The 11,987-nt window shown below is 68.2% G+C and carries 15 protein-coding genes; 6 read left to right on the top strand and 9 right to left on the bottom strand.

Features of this window, described 5'->3' with window-relative positions; all coding sequences use genetic code 11:
• Nucleotides 1-47: 47 nt before the first annotated feature.
• Nucleotides 48-728: an NAD(P)H:quinone oxidoreductase gene (gene wrbA / locus ACVCAH_RS25550; RefSeq protein ID WP_447138743.1), complete on the bottom strand. Its 681-nt coding sequence runs from the start codon at nt 726-728 to the stop codon at nt 48-50.
• 76 nt (nt 729-804) lie between these two features.
• On the opposite strand from wrbA, the gene ACVCAH_RS25545 reads away from it, so the two are divergent.
• Nucleotides 805-1,269, top strand: coding sequence for a MarR family winged helix-turn-helix transcriptional regulator (locus ACVCAH_RS25545; RefSeq protein WP_447138742.1), 465 nt, complete (start codon nt 805-807; stop codon nt 1,267-1,269).
• Between the two features lie 179 nt (nt 1,270-1,448).
• On the opposite strand, the gene ACVCAH_RS25540 is transcribed toward ACVCAH_RS25545, so the two are convergent.
• Together ACVCAH_RS25540 and ACVCAH_RS25535 are read right to left on the bottom strand one after the other, a co-directional pair.
• On the bottom strand, nt 1,449-2,132 hold the full coding sequence (locus ACVCAH_RS25540) for a GNAT family N-acetyltransferase (RefSeq protein ID WP_447138741.1): 684 nt from the start codon (nt 2,130-2,132) through the stop codon (nt 1,449-1,451).
• Nucleotides 2,133-2,343: 211 nt separating this feature from the next.
• Nucleotides 2,344-2,952, bottom strand: coding sequence for an NADPH-dependent FMN reductase (locus ACVCAH_RS25535; protein ID WP_447138740.1), 609 nt, complete (start codon nt 2,950-2,952; stop codon nt 2,344-2,346).
• A gap of 81 nt (nt 2,953-3,033) precedes the next feature.
• On the opposite strand from ACVCAH_RS25535, the gene ACVCAH_RS25530 reads away from it, so the two are divergent.
• Both ACVCAH_RS25530 and ACVCAH_RS25525 read left to right on the top strand, forming a co-directional pair.
• Nucleotides 3,034-3,684 (top strand): TetR/AcrR family transcriptional regulator, encoded by a 651-nt coding sequence (locus ACVCAH_RS25530; protein WP_447138739.1) that lies wholly within the window; start codon nt 3,034-3,036, stop codon nt 3,682-3,684.
• A 50-nt stretch (nt 3,685-3,734) separates the two neighbouring features.
• On the top strand, nt 3,735-4,553 hold the full coding sequence (locus tag ACVCAH_RS25525; RefSeq protein ID WP_447138771.1) for an aldo/keto reductase: 819 nt from the start codon (nt 3,735-3,737) through the stop codon (nt 4,551-4,553).
• 556 nt (nt 4,554-5,109) lie between these two features.
• Here the strand turns inward: ACVCAH_RS25525 and ACVCAH_RS25520 are convergent.
• Genes ACVCAH_RS25520 through ACVCAH_RS25510 form a run of 3 tightly spaced genes read right to left on the bottom strand, consistent with a single transcriptional unit; the run spans nt 5,110 to nt 6,538 of the window.
• Nucleotides 5,110-5,673: a dihydrofolate reductase family protein gene (locus ACVCAH_RS25520; RefSeq protein ID WP_447138738.1), complete on the bottom strand. Its 564-nt coding sequence runs from the start codon at nt 5,671-5,673 to the stop codon at nt 5,110-5,112.
• Nucleotides 5,661-6,167 carry an SRPBCC family protein gene (locus ACVCAH_RS25515; RefSeq protein ID WP_447138737.1) on the bottom strand — a complete coding sequence of 169 codons (507 nt, stop codon included), beginning with the start codon at nt 6,165-6,167 and terminating at the stop codon, nt 5,661-5,663. The genes ACVCAH_RS25520 and ACVCAH_RS25515 overlap by 13 nt, the downstream gene beginning before the upstream one ends.
• A complete protein-coding gene (locus ACVCAH_RS25510) occupies nt 6,164-6,538 on the bottom strand; it encodes an ArsR/SmtB family transcription factor (RefSeq protein ID WP_447138736.1) in 375 nt (124 codons plus the stop codon). Before ACVCAH_RS25510 ends, ACVCAH_RS25515 begins: the two co-directional genes overlap by 4 nt.
• Nucleotides 6,539-6,825: 287 nt before the next feature.
• Between ACVCAH_RS25510 and ACVCAH_RS25505 the strand changes: the two genes are divergently transcribed.
• A complete protein-coding gene (locus ACVCAH_RS25505; protein ID WP_447138735.1) occupies nt 6,826-7,257 on the top strand; it encodes a RidA family protein in 432 nt (143 codons plus the stop codon).
• A gap of 204 nt (nt 7,258-7,461) precedes the next feature.
• Here ACVCAH_RS25505 and ACVCAH_RS25500 read toward each other — a convergent pair whose 3' ends face one another.
• The gene (locus ACVCAH_RS25500; protein WP_447138734.1) at nt 7,462-8,676 is read right to left on the bottom strand and encodes an RNA polymerase sigma factor; all 1,215 of its coding nucleotides are present in this window, start codon (nt 8,674-8,676) and stop codon (nt 7,462-7,464) included.
• A complete protein-coding gene (locus ACVCAH_RS25495; protein WP_447138733.1) occupies nt 8,676-9,092 on the bottom strand; it encodes a YciI family protein in 417 nt (138 codons plus the stop codon). Before ACVCAH_RS25495 ends, ACVCAH_RS25500 begins: the two co-directional genes overlap by 1 nt.
• Before the next feature lie 791 nt (nt 9,093-9,883).
• Here ACVCAH_RS25495 and ACVCAH_RS25490 point away from each other — a divergent pair.
• Nucleotides 9,884-10,231 carry a PadR family transcriptional regulator gene (locus ACVCAH_RS25490; protein ID WP_447138732.1) on the top strand — a complete coding sequence of 116 codons (348 nt, stop codon included), beginning with the start codon at nt 9,884-9,886 and terminating at the stop codon, nt 10,229-10,231.
• Complete coding sequence (locus tag ACVCAH_RS25485; RefSeq protein WP_447138731.1) at nt 10,228-11,286, top strand: hypothetical protein; 1,059 nt, start codon at nt 10,228-10,230, stop codon at nt 11,284-11,286. Before ACVCAH_RS25490 ends, ACVCAH_RS25485 begins: the two co-directional genes overlap by 4 nt.
• 183 nt (nt 11,287-11,469) lie before the next feature.
• Here ACVCAH_RS25485 and ACVCAH_RS25480 read toward each other — a convergent pair whose 3' ends face one another.
• On the bottom strand, nt 11,470-11,757 hold the full coding sequence (locus tag ACVCAH_RS25480) for a hypothetical protein (RefSeq protein WP_447138730.1): 288 nt from the start codon (nt 11,755-11,757) through the stop codon (nt 11,470-11,472).
• Between the last annotated feature and the right edge of the window lie 230 nt (nt 11,758-11,987).

Raw genomic sequence — 11,987 nt, 5'->3', positions numbered from 1 at the left:
AGTTGCGGTGCTGGTGCTTGTCCTGACTTCCTCCGCAAACCCGCCGCTCACGCGGTCTGCACCGTTGTCTCGGCGGGGGTTTCGCGGGCGTTGCCGTCGCCCGTGGCGGCGTCTGTGACGTAGTCGCTCTCAAGTAGCCGGATTGTGGTCTGGGCCAGCCGCCGTCCCTGGTAGCGGGCCGCTTCCAGCGCTGCGGCGTCGGGGCCGTCTCCGGTCGGGCCGGTCACAGACGACGTGCCGTAGGGGTTGCCGCCGGCGGCGTACACGGCCGGATGGGTGAATCCGGGCGGGACGATCAGCGCTCCCCAGTGGTAGAAGACGTTGCCCAGCGACAGGATCGTGGCCTCGCTGCCGCCGTGCCGGTTGAAAGCCGAGGTGAAGGCCGTCACCGGCTTGTCGGCCAGTTTCCCTTCCCGCCACAGCCCGCCGGCCTGGTCGATGAACTGCTTGAGCTGCGCGGCCGGCGCGCCGAACCGGGTCGGCGTCCCGAACGCGAACGCGTCGGCCCACGCCAGGTCCTCGACCGAGGCTTGGACGATCGAGGTAGCGGCGTCGGCGTGCCGCCGCCACTGCGGGTTCTGGTCGATTGCGCTGTCAGGTGCCAGCTCGGCGACCCGCCGCAGCCGCACGACGGCCCCGGCCGAGGCGGCCCCCTCGGCGACCGCCTGCGCGAGTGCGTGCACGGTTCCTGTCGCGCTGTAGTAGATGACGGCGACCTTTACGGTCATGTCCGGCTCCTCGGTGTTGCTAGAATTAGTTACGCGCATAATGTTATGCGCATAACTAACCTGTCAAGGAGAGCCCGTGGACTTCGAGTACGCCGACGCCCTCAACCAGGCCATCCGCCTGCTGAGCCTGCGCCACCGGGCCAGGGCCGCGGCGCTGCTGGCCCCGCTCGGCCTGCACCCCGGCCAGGAGGCACTCCTGCTCGAACTCGACCGGACCGGCCCGAGAATCCAGGCCCAGCTCAGCGAGGCCCTCGGCTGCGAGCCGCCCAGCGTCACGCTCATGACCCGCAAGCTCGAAGCCGCCGGTCACGTCCGCCGCAAACCCGCCCCCTCCGACAAGCGCGCCAGCATCGTCGAACTCACCGACAGCGGCAAAGCTCTGGCCGACCAGATCAAGCAGCTTTGGTGCGCTCTGGCAGAGGAAACCGTGACCGGCCTACCCGCCGAAACGGCGGCAGAACTACCTGGCATCCTCAACGCCATGACGAGCAACGTGGACACCAGGCGCCCGGCCACCCACGCAGCCGCCGGCACGGTCTAGCTGTTTGATCCGGGAGGTTGGGCGACGCCGCTGACCCGCCTACCAGCGCACCGCAGCATCCGGATCTGCCGCGGTCCGTTCGCGCCGAGATCAGTGCGCCGTTTGTCGTCGGACGTTGGATTGCGTGCTCGCCTGGGCGACGACGAGGAGCGTGGGTCGGCCGCGGCTGTCGGCGCCGTTCAGGACGGGTACGCGTTGCCAGGCGTCGTTGCGATCAGTACATCGGCCACCGGCTGCCAGCCGAGCGTCATGTACAGACGCTGGCCGTCCTCGCTGGCGATGAGAATGCCCTGTTCGACGCCTTCTTCGATCGCGGAACGGGCTAGTGCACCCATGACCGCGCTGGCTAGGCCCTCGCGGCGATGAGCCGGCATGGTTTCGATCCGGTCTGCGACCGCATCCGTACCGGCCAGTCCCATCGTCCCGCGCGCACCGACCTCTCCCGACTCGTGCCGTACCGTGGCCGTGACCAGGCTGTCGCCTCCGTGCGAGTCGACCTGGGTCAGGAGCCGGTACGGCGCCACGGGCCTGTTCTGCGGATGCCCGCGAAGATCGGCTGTCATCAGTAGTTCCGAGTGCTTAAGCGCGATCAGGCCGGCGGCCGCCAGAGCCGAGGACGCCCTCGCCGGGTCGGTGGTGGGCACCGTCAGCCATGTGACGGCGTCCTCGCCAGCGACTAGCTCAGCCAGCGTGGTGAGCGACGCGAGGTCCTCGCCGGCATCGAGCGCGACATACTCGATGTCGCGGCCGGGCTGCATGCACCGGACCCGCGACGCGCCGCCTACGTCTTCGGCGACGGGCAGCGCGCGAGCCACGCCCCAGCCACGCTGCCAGCGGACGATGAGATCTCGCAGGTTGCTCACCCATCGAGTAGATCACTCGCACGTGAGCGGCCGGCTACGCCCTGGGACGCAATGAGCCCGAGGTCACGTGCGCGGATCTTGCCGCCGTCCGTACGCGCTGGCCCGTCGCCCGCAGCGACAGCCCGTTACGTGGCGGCCAGCGTCGGCGGCGCCCTGAACTGCTGATGTCAGGTGGCCAGCCCCAGCAGGCGTACTTTGTCAGTTCGCCGGATCAGGCGGCCACGGAGGGCGCGCGCAGCGAGGAGAGTGCGCTGCTCCAGGCGACCACCTCGTCGAGCAGTCCGGCAAGGTCGTCGGCGTGGCGTTTGGCCGGCGTGAACACGCCCGTGGTGGCCGGGTCGGCGGGATCCAGACCGGTGTAGTCGAAGTCGGTGTAGGTGTTGAATGCCACTTGCGTGCGCACGTCGGCGAGCTTGAGCTCTGCGGTGATCTGACGCAGCTGCTCAACAGCCCGCACGCCGCCGTTGACGCCGTAGCTGACGAAGCCCGCGGCCTTGTCGTTCCACTCGTAGAACAGATAGTCGATGGCGTTCTTCAAGGCGCCCGGGACGCCGTGGTTGTACTCCGGCGTGACGAACACATAGCCGTCGAACGAATCGATGGCAGCGGCCCAGCGCTTGGTGTGCTCGTGGGCATACATGTTGTAGAGCGCCGGTGCCGGCTCGTCGAGCACCGGCAGGTTGAACTCGGCCAGGTCAAGCAGGTCGTACCTGGTGCCCGCCGGCCCGCGTGAACGAGCGGTCTTCAGCGTCCAGTCAGCCACGGCCATTCCGCGGCGGTGTTGGCGGGTGCTGCCGGTGATGATGGCGATGCGCGTCATGATATCCCCTCGTGATGCGTGTAAAGTACAACAGGTACTTTACATGCTAGGACCGAAGGTGCAACTGAGAAGAGGACCTTGATGAGTGAGACGACGAGCACTGCCGCTACCACCGGTAGCCCTCGGTTGCGCGGGGACAAACGGGCGGCGATCATCGGCGGGGCGCTGAAGGTGTTCGCCCGCGACGGCTTCGCGCGCGCGAGCATCGACGCGATCGCCAGCGAGTCCGGGGTGTCCACCCGGACGATCTACAAGCACTTCACGGACAAGACCGCCATATTCACCGCGGTGATCGCCGACTCGGCCGCTGCGATCGCCAAACACGAGACCGCGCTGATCGAGCACCACCTCGACGGCGTCACCGACAGCGAACACGTCGAACCCGCCCTGCTCGCCTTCGCCCAGGCATGGCTGTCCGGCAACATGCAGCCTGACAGTTACCGGGCACTGATGCGGCAGGTCAACGCCGAGGCCGAGCATCTGGGCGCCGAGGTGGTCTCCATGTGGTGGCAAGCCGGTCCCGCACGCGTCCGGGCCGAACTCGCCCTCCGCTTTCGTCGCTGGGCCGAGGTGAGACTGCTGCGCATCGACGATGCCGAGCGGGCGGCGGTGCACTTCTCCCGACTGGTCTCGGCGGTGCCTGGCCCGCCGGGCGCGCCCTACGCCACACCCGGGCAAGAGGACTGGACCGCCGCAGGCGTGCGCGCCTTCCTGAACGGGTACCACGCATGACCGGACCGGCGGTCACCGCGGAGGCGTTCGGGCGGCAGGGCTTCGGTGCCATGCGTCTGCGCGACGGCGCAGGCGGCGAACCGGATCGCGACCCCGTCACCGTGATCCAGACGGTTGTCGACGCTGGTGTCCGCATGATCGACACCGCCGATGCGTACGGCAACGAGGAGCTCGTCGGCCGCGCCATCCGCTCCCGGCGTGACCACGTGATGTTGGCCAGCAAGTTCGGCCTCCGGCCGTGCCCGGACACACCTCAAGGCTTCGATGTCCGAGCCGACCCCGCATACGTGCGACACGCCTGCGACGCCAGCTTGAAGCGGCTGGGCATCGGAGTCATCGACCTGTACTACCTGCACCACCGCAGCGACACGGTCCCCATCGAGGAGACCGTCGGTGCCATGGCGGAACTGATCACCGATGGAAAAGTGCGCGCGCTCGGACTCTCGAACGTCAGCGCCGAGGATCTGCGCCGCGCCCAGGCCGTGCACCCGATCGCAGCGCTGCAGGAACGATGGTCGCTGACCGATCGCGGCGTCGAGGACGGCCTACTGTCCGCCGCAGCCAGGCATCACGTGGCCATCGTGGCGCACTCACCGACATCCCATGGCCTACTCCAGCAGGAGCCGCGTGACGGCGCGACCGCGCACCCACAAGCGATCCTGGCACGCATCGCCCGGCAACTCCGCGCCACGCCTGGACAAGTCGCGCTGGCCTGGGTCCACCACCGCGAACCCATCCATGGACTCAGAGTCATCCCGCTTCCCGGAACCACACGGATCAGCCACGCCCGAGCGAACATCGCAGCAGCCGATCTCGAACTACCCGAAGAAGCGCTGCAACAGCTCGACACCATGCACGCCAGGCGGTGACACGCGCCCCGATAGACGGCCAACCAGACAAGAGGAATTACCGATCAAAAGGCTGTCCCCATCATCAGCCGGGGCCAATACCACCGAGCCGCACGTTAGACGAAGCTTGGGCACTCTCCTCTGCCATCACGTGCCAATCTGCAGACGAAGGGCTGCTGCCCGAGATCCGGCGCCCCACACGTCCGGACGGTACTCGTCCCGGCATAGTTCACCGCCGACCGGTTCACGGCATCCGGATCTGCCGCGATCCGGGCGCCACGGACCGTCACGCGGCTGGCTATGGGGCATCCGGACTTGCCGATGAGCGGTTGCGTCGGGAGCGGTCGACGAGCGTGCGGCTGGCATGCCGACGGATAGATGAAGCGGGTAGTTCTCGGGGCGTTCCCCGGACTGAGGTTCGCTGTCGCCACCGTCGTCCCGACGCGGCGGTTGACGTCTCCGCACACTGCGAATTGACGCAACCCGAGTTCGTGATGGGCGGCCTCATCCGGCCGAATCAGTCGTCAGCGCTCCGCCTGTCATGCAAGCGCCGCCGGCGATCGGACAGGGCTGTCGTTCACTGTCCGAGAGGGCGGTAGCGGAGGTGTACGACGCCGTTTCGGAATCGGCGCTCATCGAGGAGCTCAAGGTCGGCGCGCATGCCGGTCGGCAGCCCTGGCTTGCCCCCGCCGACGACAATGGGCAGGATGAACAGCTGGCACTCGTCGACCAGCCCGGCCTTGAAAGCCTGCGTCGCGAGGTTGGCACCTCCTACGGTGAGATCGCTGCTGGCCGTGGCCTTCAGTTCGTGTACTGCGGCGGGGTCGAAACGGCGTTCGAGTCGGGTGTCGGCAGTTGACACCGCGGCGAGGGTCGTGGAGTACACGACTTTGCTCGCCGCCTGCCAGGCGCTCGCGAAGTCGGCCATGAGGTCGGACTGCGCGGCCAGAGCGGCGTCGGTCTCCCAGACGGCCATCGCCTCGTACAGGCGCCGCCCGTAGAGAAGCGTGCCCACAGACCGCAGGAGGTCGGTGTGGAACGCGAATACCTCGTCGCCGATTGGGAACCAGTCGAACGCGCCGCGTTCGTCCTCGATGTAGCCGTCAAGCGACACGTTCGTCACGTAAATCAGCTTTGCCATGCCTCTACCTCTCGATGATCAGCTGCAACAGCCTGGACATTCATCAGCGTGGCGTCCAGCTTGGTGAACGCTTGGCGCCAACCCTCCTCGCTGGGGTGCGCCAGATGTTCGGGGAGCCACTGGCGGATCTCCAGTCGCGTCCGTCCGTCAGCCTCGTCGTGGAACTCGACCCGCAGTCTCGTCTCGAACGGCTCGATGTCCTCCTGCAGCCGGCCACTGACGTGCATGAGGCCTTCGAGTAGTTCGCCGTCGGCGACGTCGGTGAGGTCGACGTGGATGTGCACGCGAAGGCCGGGGTCGGCTGCATTGACCTCCGTCCACCGTTGAAAGCCGCCGGGGCGCACGTCGAACTCAATCTCGTCGCGCGGCAGTGAGTTGCCGGTCGGGCCCCACCACGCCGCCAGGTGGTCGGGATCGGTGAAGGCTCGGTAGACGAGTTCCCGCGGCGCGTCGAACACACGCGAGATGACGAGCTGCGGAGTTTCCGTTTTCATTCGATCTCCCTGGGGTCGTCGGCCATCCGGTCCGTTGCCCGTCCGGCGGCCTGCACCGCGGCGAGGTGGGCATCGAGGCGGGTGAGGGACGAGTCCCAGAACCGCCGGTAGCGCTCGATCCAGTCGGCCGCCTCGCGCAGCGGGGCAGCCTCGAGGCGGCTCGCGCGCCACTTGCCAGACCGCGACCGCGAGATGAGCGCGGCGCGCTCCAGCACCTTCAGGTGCCGTGATACCGCCGGCATCGAGATGGACAGAGGAGCGGTGAGCTCGGTGACCGTGGCGTCGCGTTCGGCCAGCTCGGCGATGATCGCCCGTCGAGTCGGGTCGGCGAGCGCCGAGAACACCGCGCTGAGCTGATCGGTGCCAGCCATCGGAAGCTCCCTTCACTTAACCACCGTGTTAAGCGTATTGAGACGCGAGTGATGTTGTCAACGGATGGGTCGCCGGGCAGGCTCGGTCCTGCCACCAGCACTGACGTGCTGCTGAACAGCCTGCGGAAAGACGGTGTCCGCTTCTGCCGCTGATTGCGCGGTCATGCCGAGTTGAGTGCGTTATGGCGGATGAGCCAGTCGGGGTGGCAGCGCCAGCGGAGCCGACGGGGCGGTCAAGGCGCCGGGCGGGCGCCGGCGCGGTCGCTGCTCTGCGATGCTCTTGTACCGTGACTTCCTTTCGCCGCTTGGTGACTTCAGGATCACCGCTGGAACCGGAGATCGGCTTCTCGCGCGCCGTGCGGATAGGGCCGTACGTATCCGTGGCAGGCACCGCGCCGATCGCGGACGACGGTGCCACAGCCGGTCCGGGAGATGTGTACGCGCAATCCGTGCGTTGCCTGGACATCGCCGAGCAAGCGCTGCGCGAGGCGGGTGCAACGCTGGCAGACGTCATCAGAACCAGGGTCATGCTTGTTGACATCGCCCGTTGGCGAGAGGCGGCGCGCGCACATGGCGAACGGTTTTCTCAGGTACGACCGGCGTGCACCTTCATGGAGGTATCGCGTTTCATCGATCCCGAGTGGTTGGTGGAGTTCGAGGTCGACGCCATCGTGGCAACAACCGACCCGAGAGACTCCGTTACTCACGAAGGACCGTGAGGCGGTCGTGCGGATCCGTGTCTCGAATCGTGCCGCGCCAGCATCCTGATTAGCCGCCGACCGTGCGTCACGTGGACGACTAAGCCGTTGTGGCTCGGGCACCGGCGGTGTGCTGCTGGTTTGCTGCGGCGCCTGGCCGTCGGGGCCGACGCGATCGACGGCATCCGGGCCGCGCTCGAATCCCGGCTGGCCGAGCTGGAGAAGTCAGCCCAGCGCGGCCGCCTTGCGCAGCAGCACTGAGCGTTCGCGCTGGTTGGCGCACAGCCGGGCCGCCAGCTCCAGCTCGGCACGCGCCTCCGGTCGCCGGCCGAGGCGGGCCAGCAGCTCCCCGCGTACGGTCGGAACCAAATGCGAACCGGGGAGCCGGTCCAAGGCGATCAGCTCGTCCACGATGGCCAGGGCTCGCGCCGGACCCGAGGCCATGGCCACGGCGACGGCCCGGTTGAGCTCGACCACCGGCGAGGGCGCGACCCGGCCGAGCGCCTCGTAGAGCACCACGATCCGGTCCCAGTCGGTCGCCTCGACCGAGGGCGCCGACGCGTGGGCAGCGGCGATCGCGGCCTGCAGGCCGTACGGGCCGAGGCCGCGAGTCGAGGCCTTGGCCAGCGCGGCCAGCCCACGGCGGATCGCCGAGAAGTCCCACCGCCGCCGGTCCTGGTCCTCCAGCAGGATCGGTGCCCCGTCCGGGCCGGTCCGGGCCGGGAATCGCGCGGCCGTCAGCTCGCACAACGCGAGCAGGCCGTGCACCTCGGGCTCGTCCGGCAGCAGCGCGGCCAGCGTGCGGGCCAGCCGGATCGCCTCGTACGCGAGGTCCGGACGCAGCAGCCGGTCGCCCGACGTGGCCGTCGACCCCTCGGTGAAGATCACGTAAAGGACGCTGAGCACGCCGCCCAGCCGTGCCCGGCGCTCGCCGGCCGCTGGCAGTTCGAACGGCACCCCGGCCGCCGCGATCGTCTTCTTGCCCCGGGTGATGCGGGCCTGCACGGTCGGCACGGGTACGAGGAACGCGCGGGCGATCTCCTCGCTGGACAGTCCGCCGACCACGCGCAGAGTCAGCGCCACCCGGGCCTCCGGGGAGAGCACCGGGTGGCAGCTGACGAACATCAGCGCCAGGACGTCGTCGTCGATCCTGTCGGGGTCGATTTCGTCATCGACCGCCGGGCCGGCCGCCAGCAGGGCGTACCGGTCCTGCAGGGCGGTCCGGCGGCGGATCGCGTCGATCGCCCGCCGCCGGGCCGTGGCCATCAGCCAGCCGGCCGGATTGGCCGGAGAGGCACGCGGCCACGACACCAGCGCCTCAGCCACCGCCTCCTGGGCCGCGTCCTCGGCCAGCCCGAAATCGCCGGTGAACCGGGTCAGCGCGGCGACGATCCGCGCCGACTCGATCCGCCAGACGGCCTCGACGTCGGCCGTACCCATCAGATCTGGCCGCTGCTCTCGCGCAAGGCCCCTTCCTTGACGAACTTCCCGCTGTCCTGCGGGACCTCGTCCTCCCCGGGCACCCGCCGGATCTCGATCTTGGACCCGGGGACCGACGGGACCCGCTTGGCCCACTCGACCGCCTCCTGCTTCGAGGCGACATCGAGCAGGAAGAAGCCCCCGAACAATTCCTTGGTCTCTCCGTACGGCCCGTCCGTGACCACCGGGGCCTCGTCGCTGAAGTGCACCACGACGCCCTGGCCCGGATCGTCCAGCCCTTCGGCCGCGACGTAAACGCCGGCCTTGGCCGTCTCCTCGATGAACAGGCGGGTCGCGGCCATCATCTCGTCGACGTTGGCCATCATGGCCGCGTTCGTCTCATCGGTGCCCCGCATGATCAGCATGTACTGCGGCATCGTGTTCTCCTCATCCGGCGGGGTCGCCTCTCGGCCCTCGCACTCCCACGTCGAGCGAGCGGCCCGCGGATCGACACGGCCCCGGAGAAATCTCTCGCCGCGACGCAGCCGATCCCTCCGACCCGCGTTCCGCCGTCAGACCGGCCCCTGAGCGATGGCTGACGCAGACGCCCTGCTGATCAGAAAGCTTATCGTCGCAGCTTTGGAAGGCGGCGACGCTCACACGGATCTCGGGAAGCATTCGGAACGCGCTCAATGATTTCTTTCCGCTACCTGGCTGAAGAGAGGGCGACGGGAATCTTCAGAGGCGTTTCGCCCACGGCGCACTCTCTTGCCGCGAAGCGCTCGTCACCGAAGGTGACGTCGGCACCGGTCTGCGACGTCCGGACGTTCCGACGCGGTCGTTCGCTAGCTTCCGGCCCCGTTACGGATGATCGTCGGCGCTGCCCGTGAATCCTCTCCAACTCCGCCGCCAAGGTCACTGCTTGCGACTGGGGGCAGCGGCCGAACCCGTTGCGGAGTCCGGGGCAGCAGGACCTGACCGCTGTATCCGGGACCCAGGATGATGGCCGCCCCGTTGGTGGGCGGGGCACCGACGACGCTGCTCTCCACCGCCGGTATCACAGGAGCGAAATCCGGCCCGCCCAGGTCTCCGGCGTCCGCCGCGTCACCGTCGCCCATGATCACTCCTTCTTGTCGTGGGCTCCGCGCGTGCCGGGGCCCGGTGAACCCGCCGGCGCCAGCTCGGCTTCCGGCACACAGCATATCTTGTCTTCCACTATATTAGGTGGATGAGTTCTCGGGCGATGACGGAACCAGCCTTCTTCATCCTCACCGCGCTGCTCGACGCTCCGCGCCACGGCTACGGGATCGTCGCGGAGGTGGCGGAACTGTCGCGGGGCCGGGTGCAGCTGAAGATCGGCTCCTTGTACGGGGTCTTGGACCGACTCGTCGGTGATGGCCTGGTCGAACTGGACCGCGAGGAGGCATGGCAAGGACGGCTACGCCGGTACTACCGGTTGACCGAGCGGGGTCGCCGTGCCCTCGACGCAGAGGCTCAACGGCTGGCCGCCAACGCACGCCTCGCCTCGACCCGGTTGCGCGAGCGGCGGAACCCGATCACGGGAACGCCGTCGTGAGCCGGCTGGAGGAGCGCTACCGGTTTGTTCTTCGGCTGCTGCCCACCGCCTACCGGCAGGAATGGGAAGACGACATGGTCGCCGCCTTCCTGGACAGCATGGACACCGGCGACTCCGAGACCACCGCGTATGTCACGGACTACGGCCGGCCGAGCCTGTCCGAGGTCGCCAGCATCGTGTCCCTCGCCGTTCGTTTGCGTCTCGGCGGGGCTGACGCGCCACCCCGCTCGTTCGCCTGGGGGCAAGCCGTGCGACTGGCGACCTTGATGGCGATGCTGGCCCACGCCGTCATGGTCACCGCCAGCATCGCCGTCACACTGTGGCTCTCCGGGAAGATCGCCTGGTTGCCGGCGCCTGCACTGGAATGGCCACTCAGCCCGCCGTCGAACATCTGGCACACCGCGTGGAATCTCGCCAGCTACGCCTGGTTACCGGCCTACGTTGCGCTTGTCCTCGGACACCGGCGCGTGGCCCAAGCGGTCGCCCTGCTCGCCATCGTGCCTCCGGCCATCACCACCGCCGTGGAACAAGCCGCCGGTGACGTACCGCTGTCCGTGTCGCCCTGGGCGATGCGGTTCATCGACGTCTTCCTGCTACTCGCGATGGCGGCGTTTCACCACGGCGCCCCACCGATGCCGCGCCGCCCCTGGCTCCTCGCGCTGCCGATCGGCATCCTCCTCGTCCCCGTGCCGCTGTTCACCATCCAGGCGGCCACACCGGCGCTGAGGCTGCTGGACTGGCCGGGCTTGTCCTGCGCGGTGGTCACTGTCGCCATGGTGGTCCACCTGACCGTTCGAGTATCCAATCGTCCAACTCGCACGCTGCCATGGTCACTGGCGCTCACCCTGCTCGCCGTAACCGCGCTCGCCCTGCGAACCGCAACCCTGCCCGACTACAGCAACCAGGCGCAGCGCACAACACTCGCCACGATCGCTTCCGTGGAGGGCATCGCCGTTCTAGCGGTAGGCGTACCGCTCGCCGTACTAGCCATCCGGGCACTGCGCCGACTTCCATCGATCCCCACCGTCGCCCCAAGACCCACCACACCGACGTAGGAACTCGCCCAACCTCGGCACCACCGGCCCGAGACGCAAGCCCCATCGGCCGCGCAGACCACAACGGAACGCACTGTCATGCCGCAGACCGTGCGGCTGACGGCTGGTCAATGGGACGCCACTTTGGGCAGATGCGCCGAGGGACGAAGCCTAACTTCTACGATCGGACCGCGTCACAGACCGCTACTCGCTCTTCGCGCGTTCCGCGTCAGCGGCGATCCGGACATCACGGAAGTCCATAACGGCCTCACAAGCCACGTTGATCAAGACCGCGAGATCACCATCTGCCAGCAGCAGAACGTCGTCAAGCACGGCAGGCGGCACCTCCAGTTCCCGCGGGCCGTAGCAGTCGTGCCACGCCATATCCATCAGATGCAATAGGTCGAGCGCGGCTTCGACCTGCTGGCTGGCGAACAGCCCCTCGACGCGGGGCTTGCGTTCTCGACGGCGTTGCTCGCTACCAATGGCCATGGATAGCCCCTTTGGCAGCATCCGCCGCCCCCATGTAGGTGACCGGTGTCGCCTCGAGAACCCGACCCAGCACCGGTCCATCTTATCCTGCCCCCTGCAGGGTCCGCTTCTGCCGCCGACCGGTTGTCACAGTGCGTCACCAAGGGTCGGGAGTCCCAGCTGGCGCGCGCTCGTGCCGAGTTGAGCGCGGTGCCAGCCGGACGAGAAGGCCGTGTGCACTCGGAGGTCTT

The organism is Micromonospora sp. LZ34 (assembly GCF_052981855.1).
The sequence above is the reverse complement of the archived record's forward strand: the minus strand, read 5'-3'. Positions and strand labels throughout refer to the sequence as shown.

Coding starts and splice junctions, on each gene's coding strand:
- ACVCAH_RS25525 (WP_447138771.1), top strand. CDS start 3,735: ATGCGTCTGCGCGACGGCGCAGGCGGCGAACCGGATCGCGACCCCGTC.
- ACVCAH_RS25535 (WP_447138740.1), bottom strand. CDS start 2,952: ATGACGCGCATCGCCATCATCACCGGCAGCACCCGCCAACACCGCCGC.
- ACVCAH_RS25480 (WP_447138730.1), bottom strand. CDS start 11,757: ATGGCCATTGGTAGCGAGCAACGCCGTCGAGAACGCAAGCCCCGCGTC.
- ACVCAH_RS25500 (WP_447138734.1), bottom strand. CDS start 8,676: ATGGGTACGGCCGACGTCGAGGCCGTCTGGCGGATCGAGTCGGCGCGG.
- ACVCAH_RS25510 (WP_447138736.1), bottom strand. CDS start 6,538: ATGGCTGGCACCGATCAGCTCAGCGCGGTGTTCTCGGCGCTCGCCGAC.
- ACVCAH_RS25530 (WP_447138739.1), top strand. CDS start 3,034: ATGAGTGAGACGACGAGCACTGCCGCTACCACCGGTAGCCCTCGGTTG.
- ACVCAH_RS25495 (WP_447138733.1), bottom strand. CDS start 9,092: ATGCCGCAGTACATGCTGATCATGCGGGGCACCGATGAGACGAACGCG.
- ACVCAH_RS25490 (WP_447138732.1), top strand. CDS start 9,884: ATGAGTTCTCGGGCGATGACGGAACCAGCCTTCTTCATCCTCACCGCG.
- ACVCAH_RS25515 (WP_447138737.1), bottom strand. CDS start 6,167: ATGAAAACGGAAACTCCGCAGCTCGTCATCTCGCGTGTGTTCGACGCG.
- wrbA (WP_447138743.1), bottom strand. CDS start 728: ATGACCGTAAAGGTCGCCGTCATCTACTACAGCGCGACAGGAACCGTG.
- ACVCAH_RS25520 (WP_447138738.1), bottom strand. CDS start 5,673: ATGGCAAAGCTGATTTACGTGACGAACGTGTCGCTTGACGGCTACATC.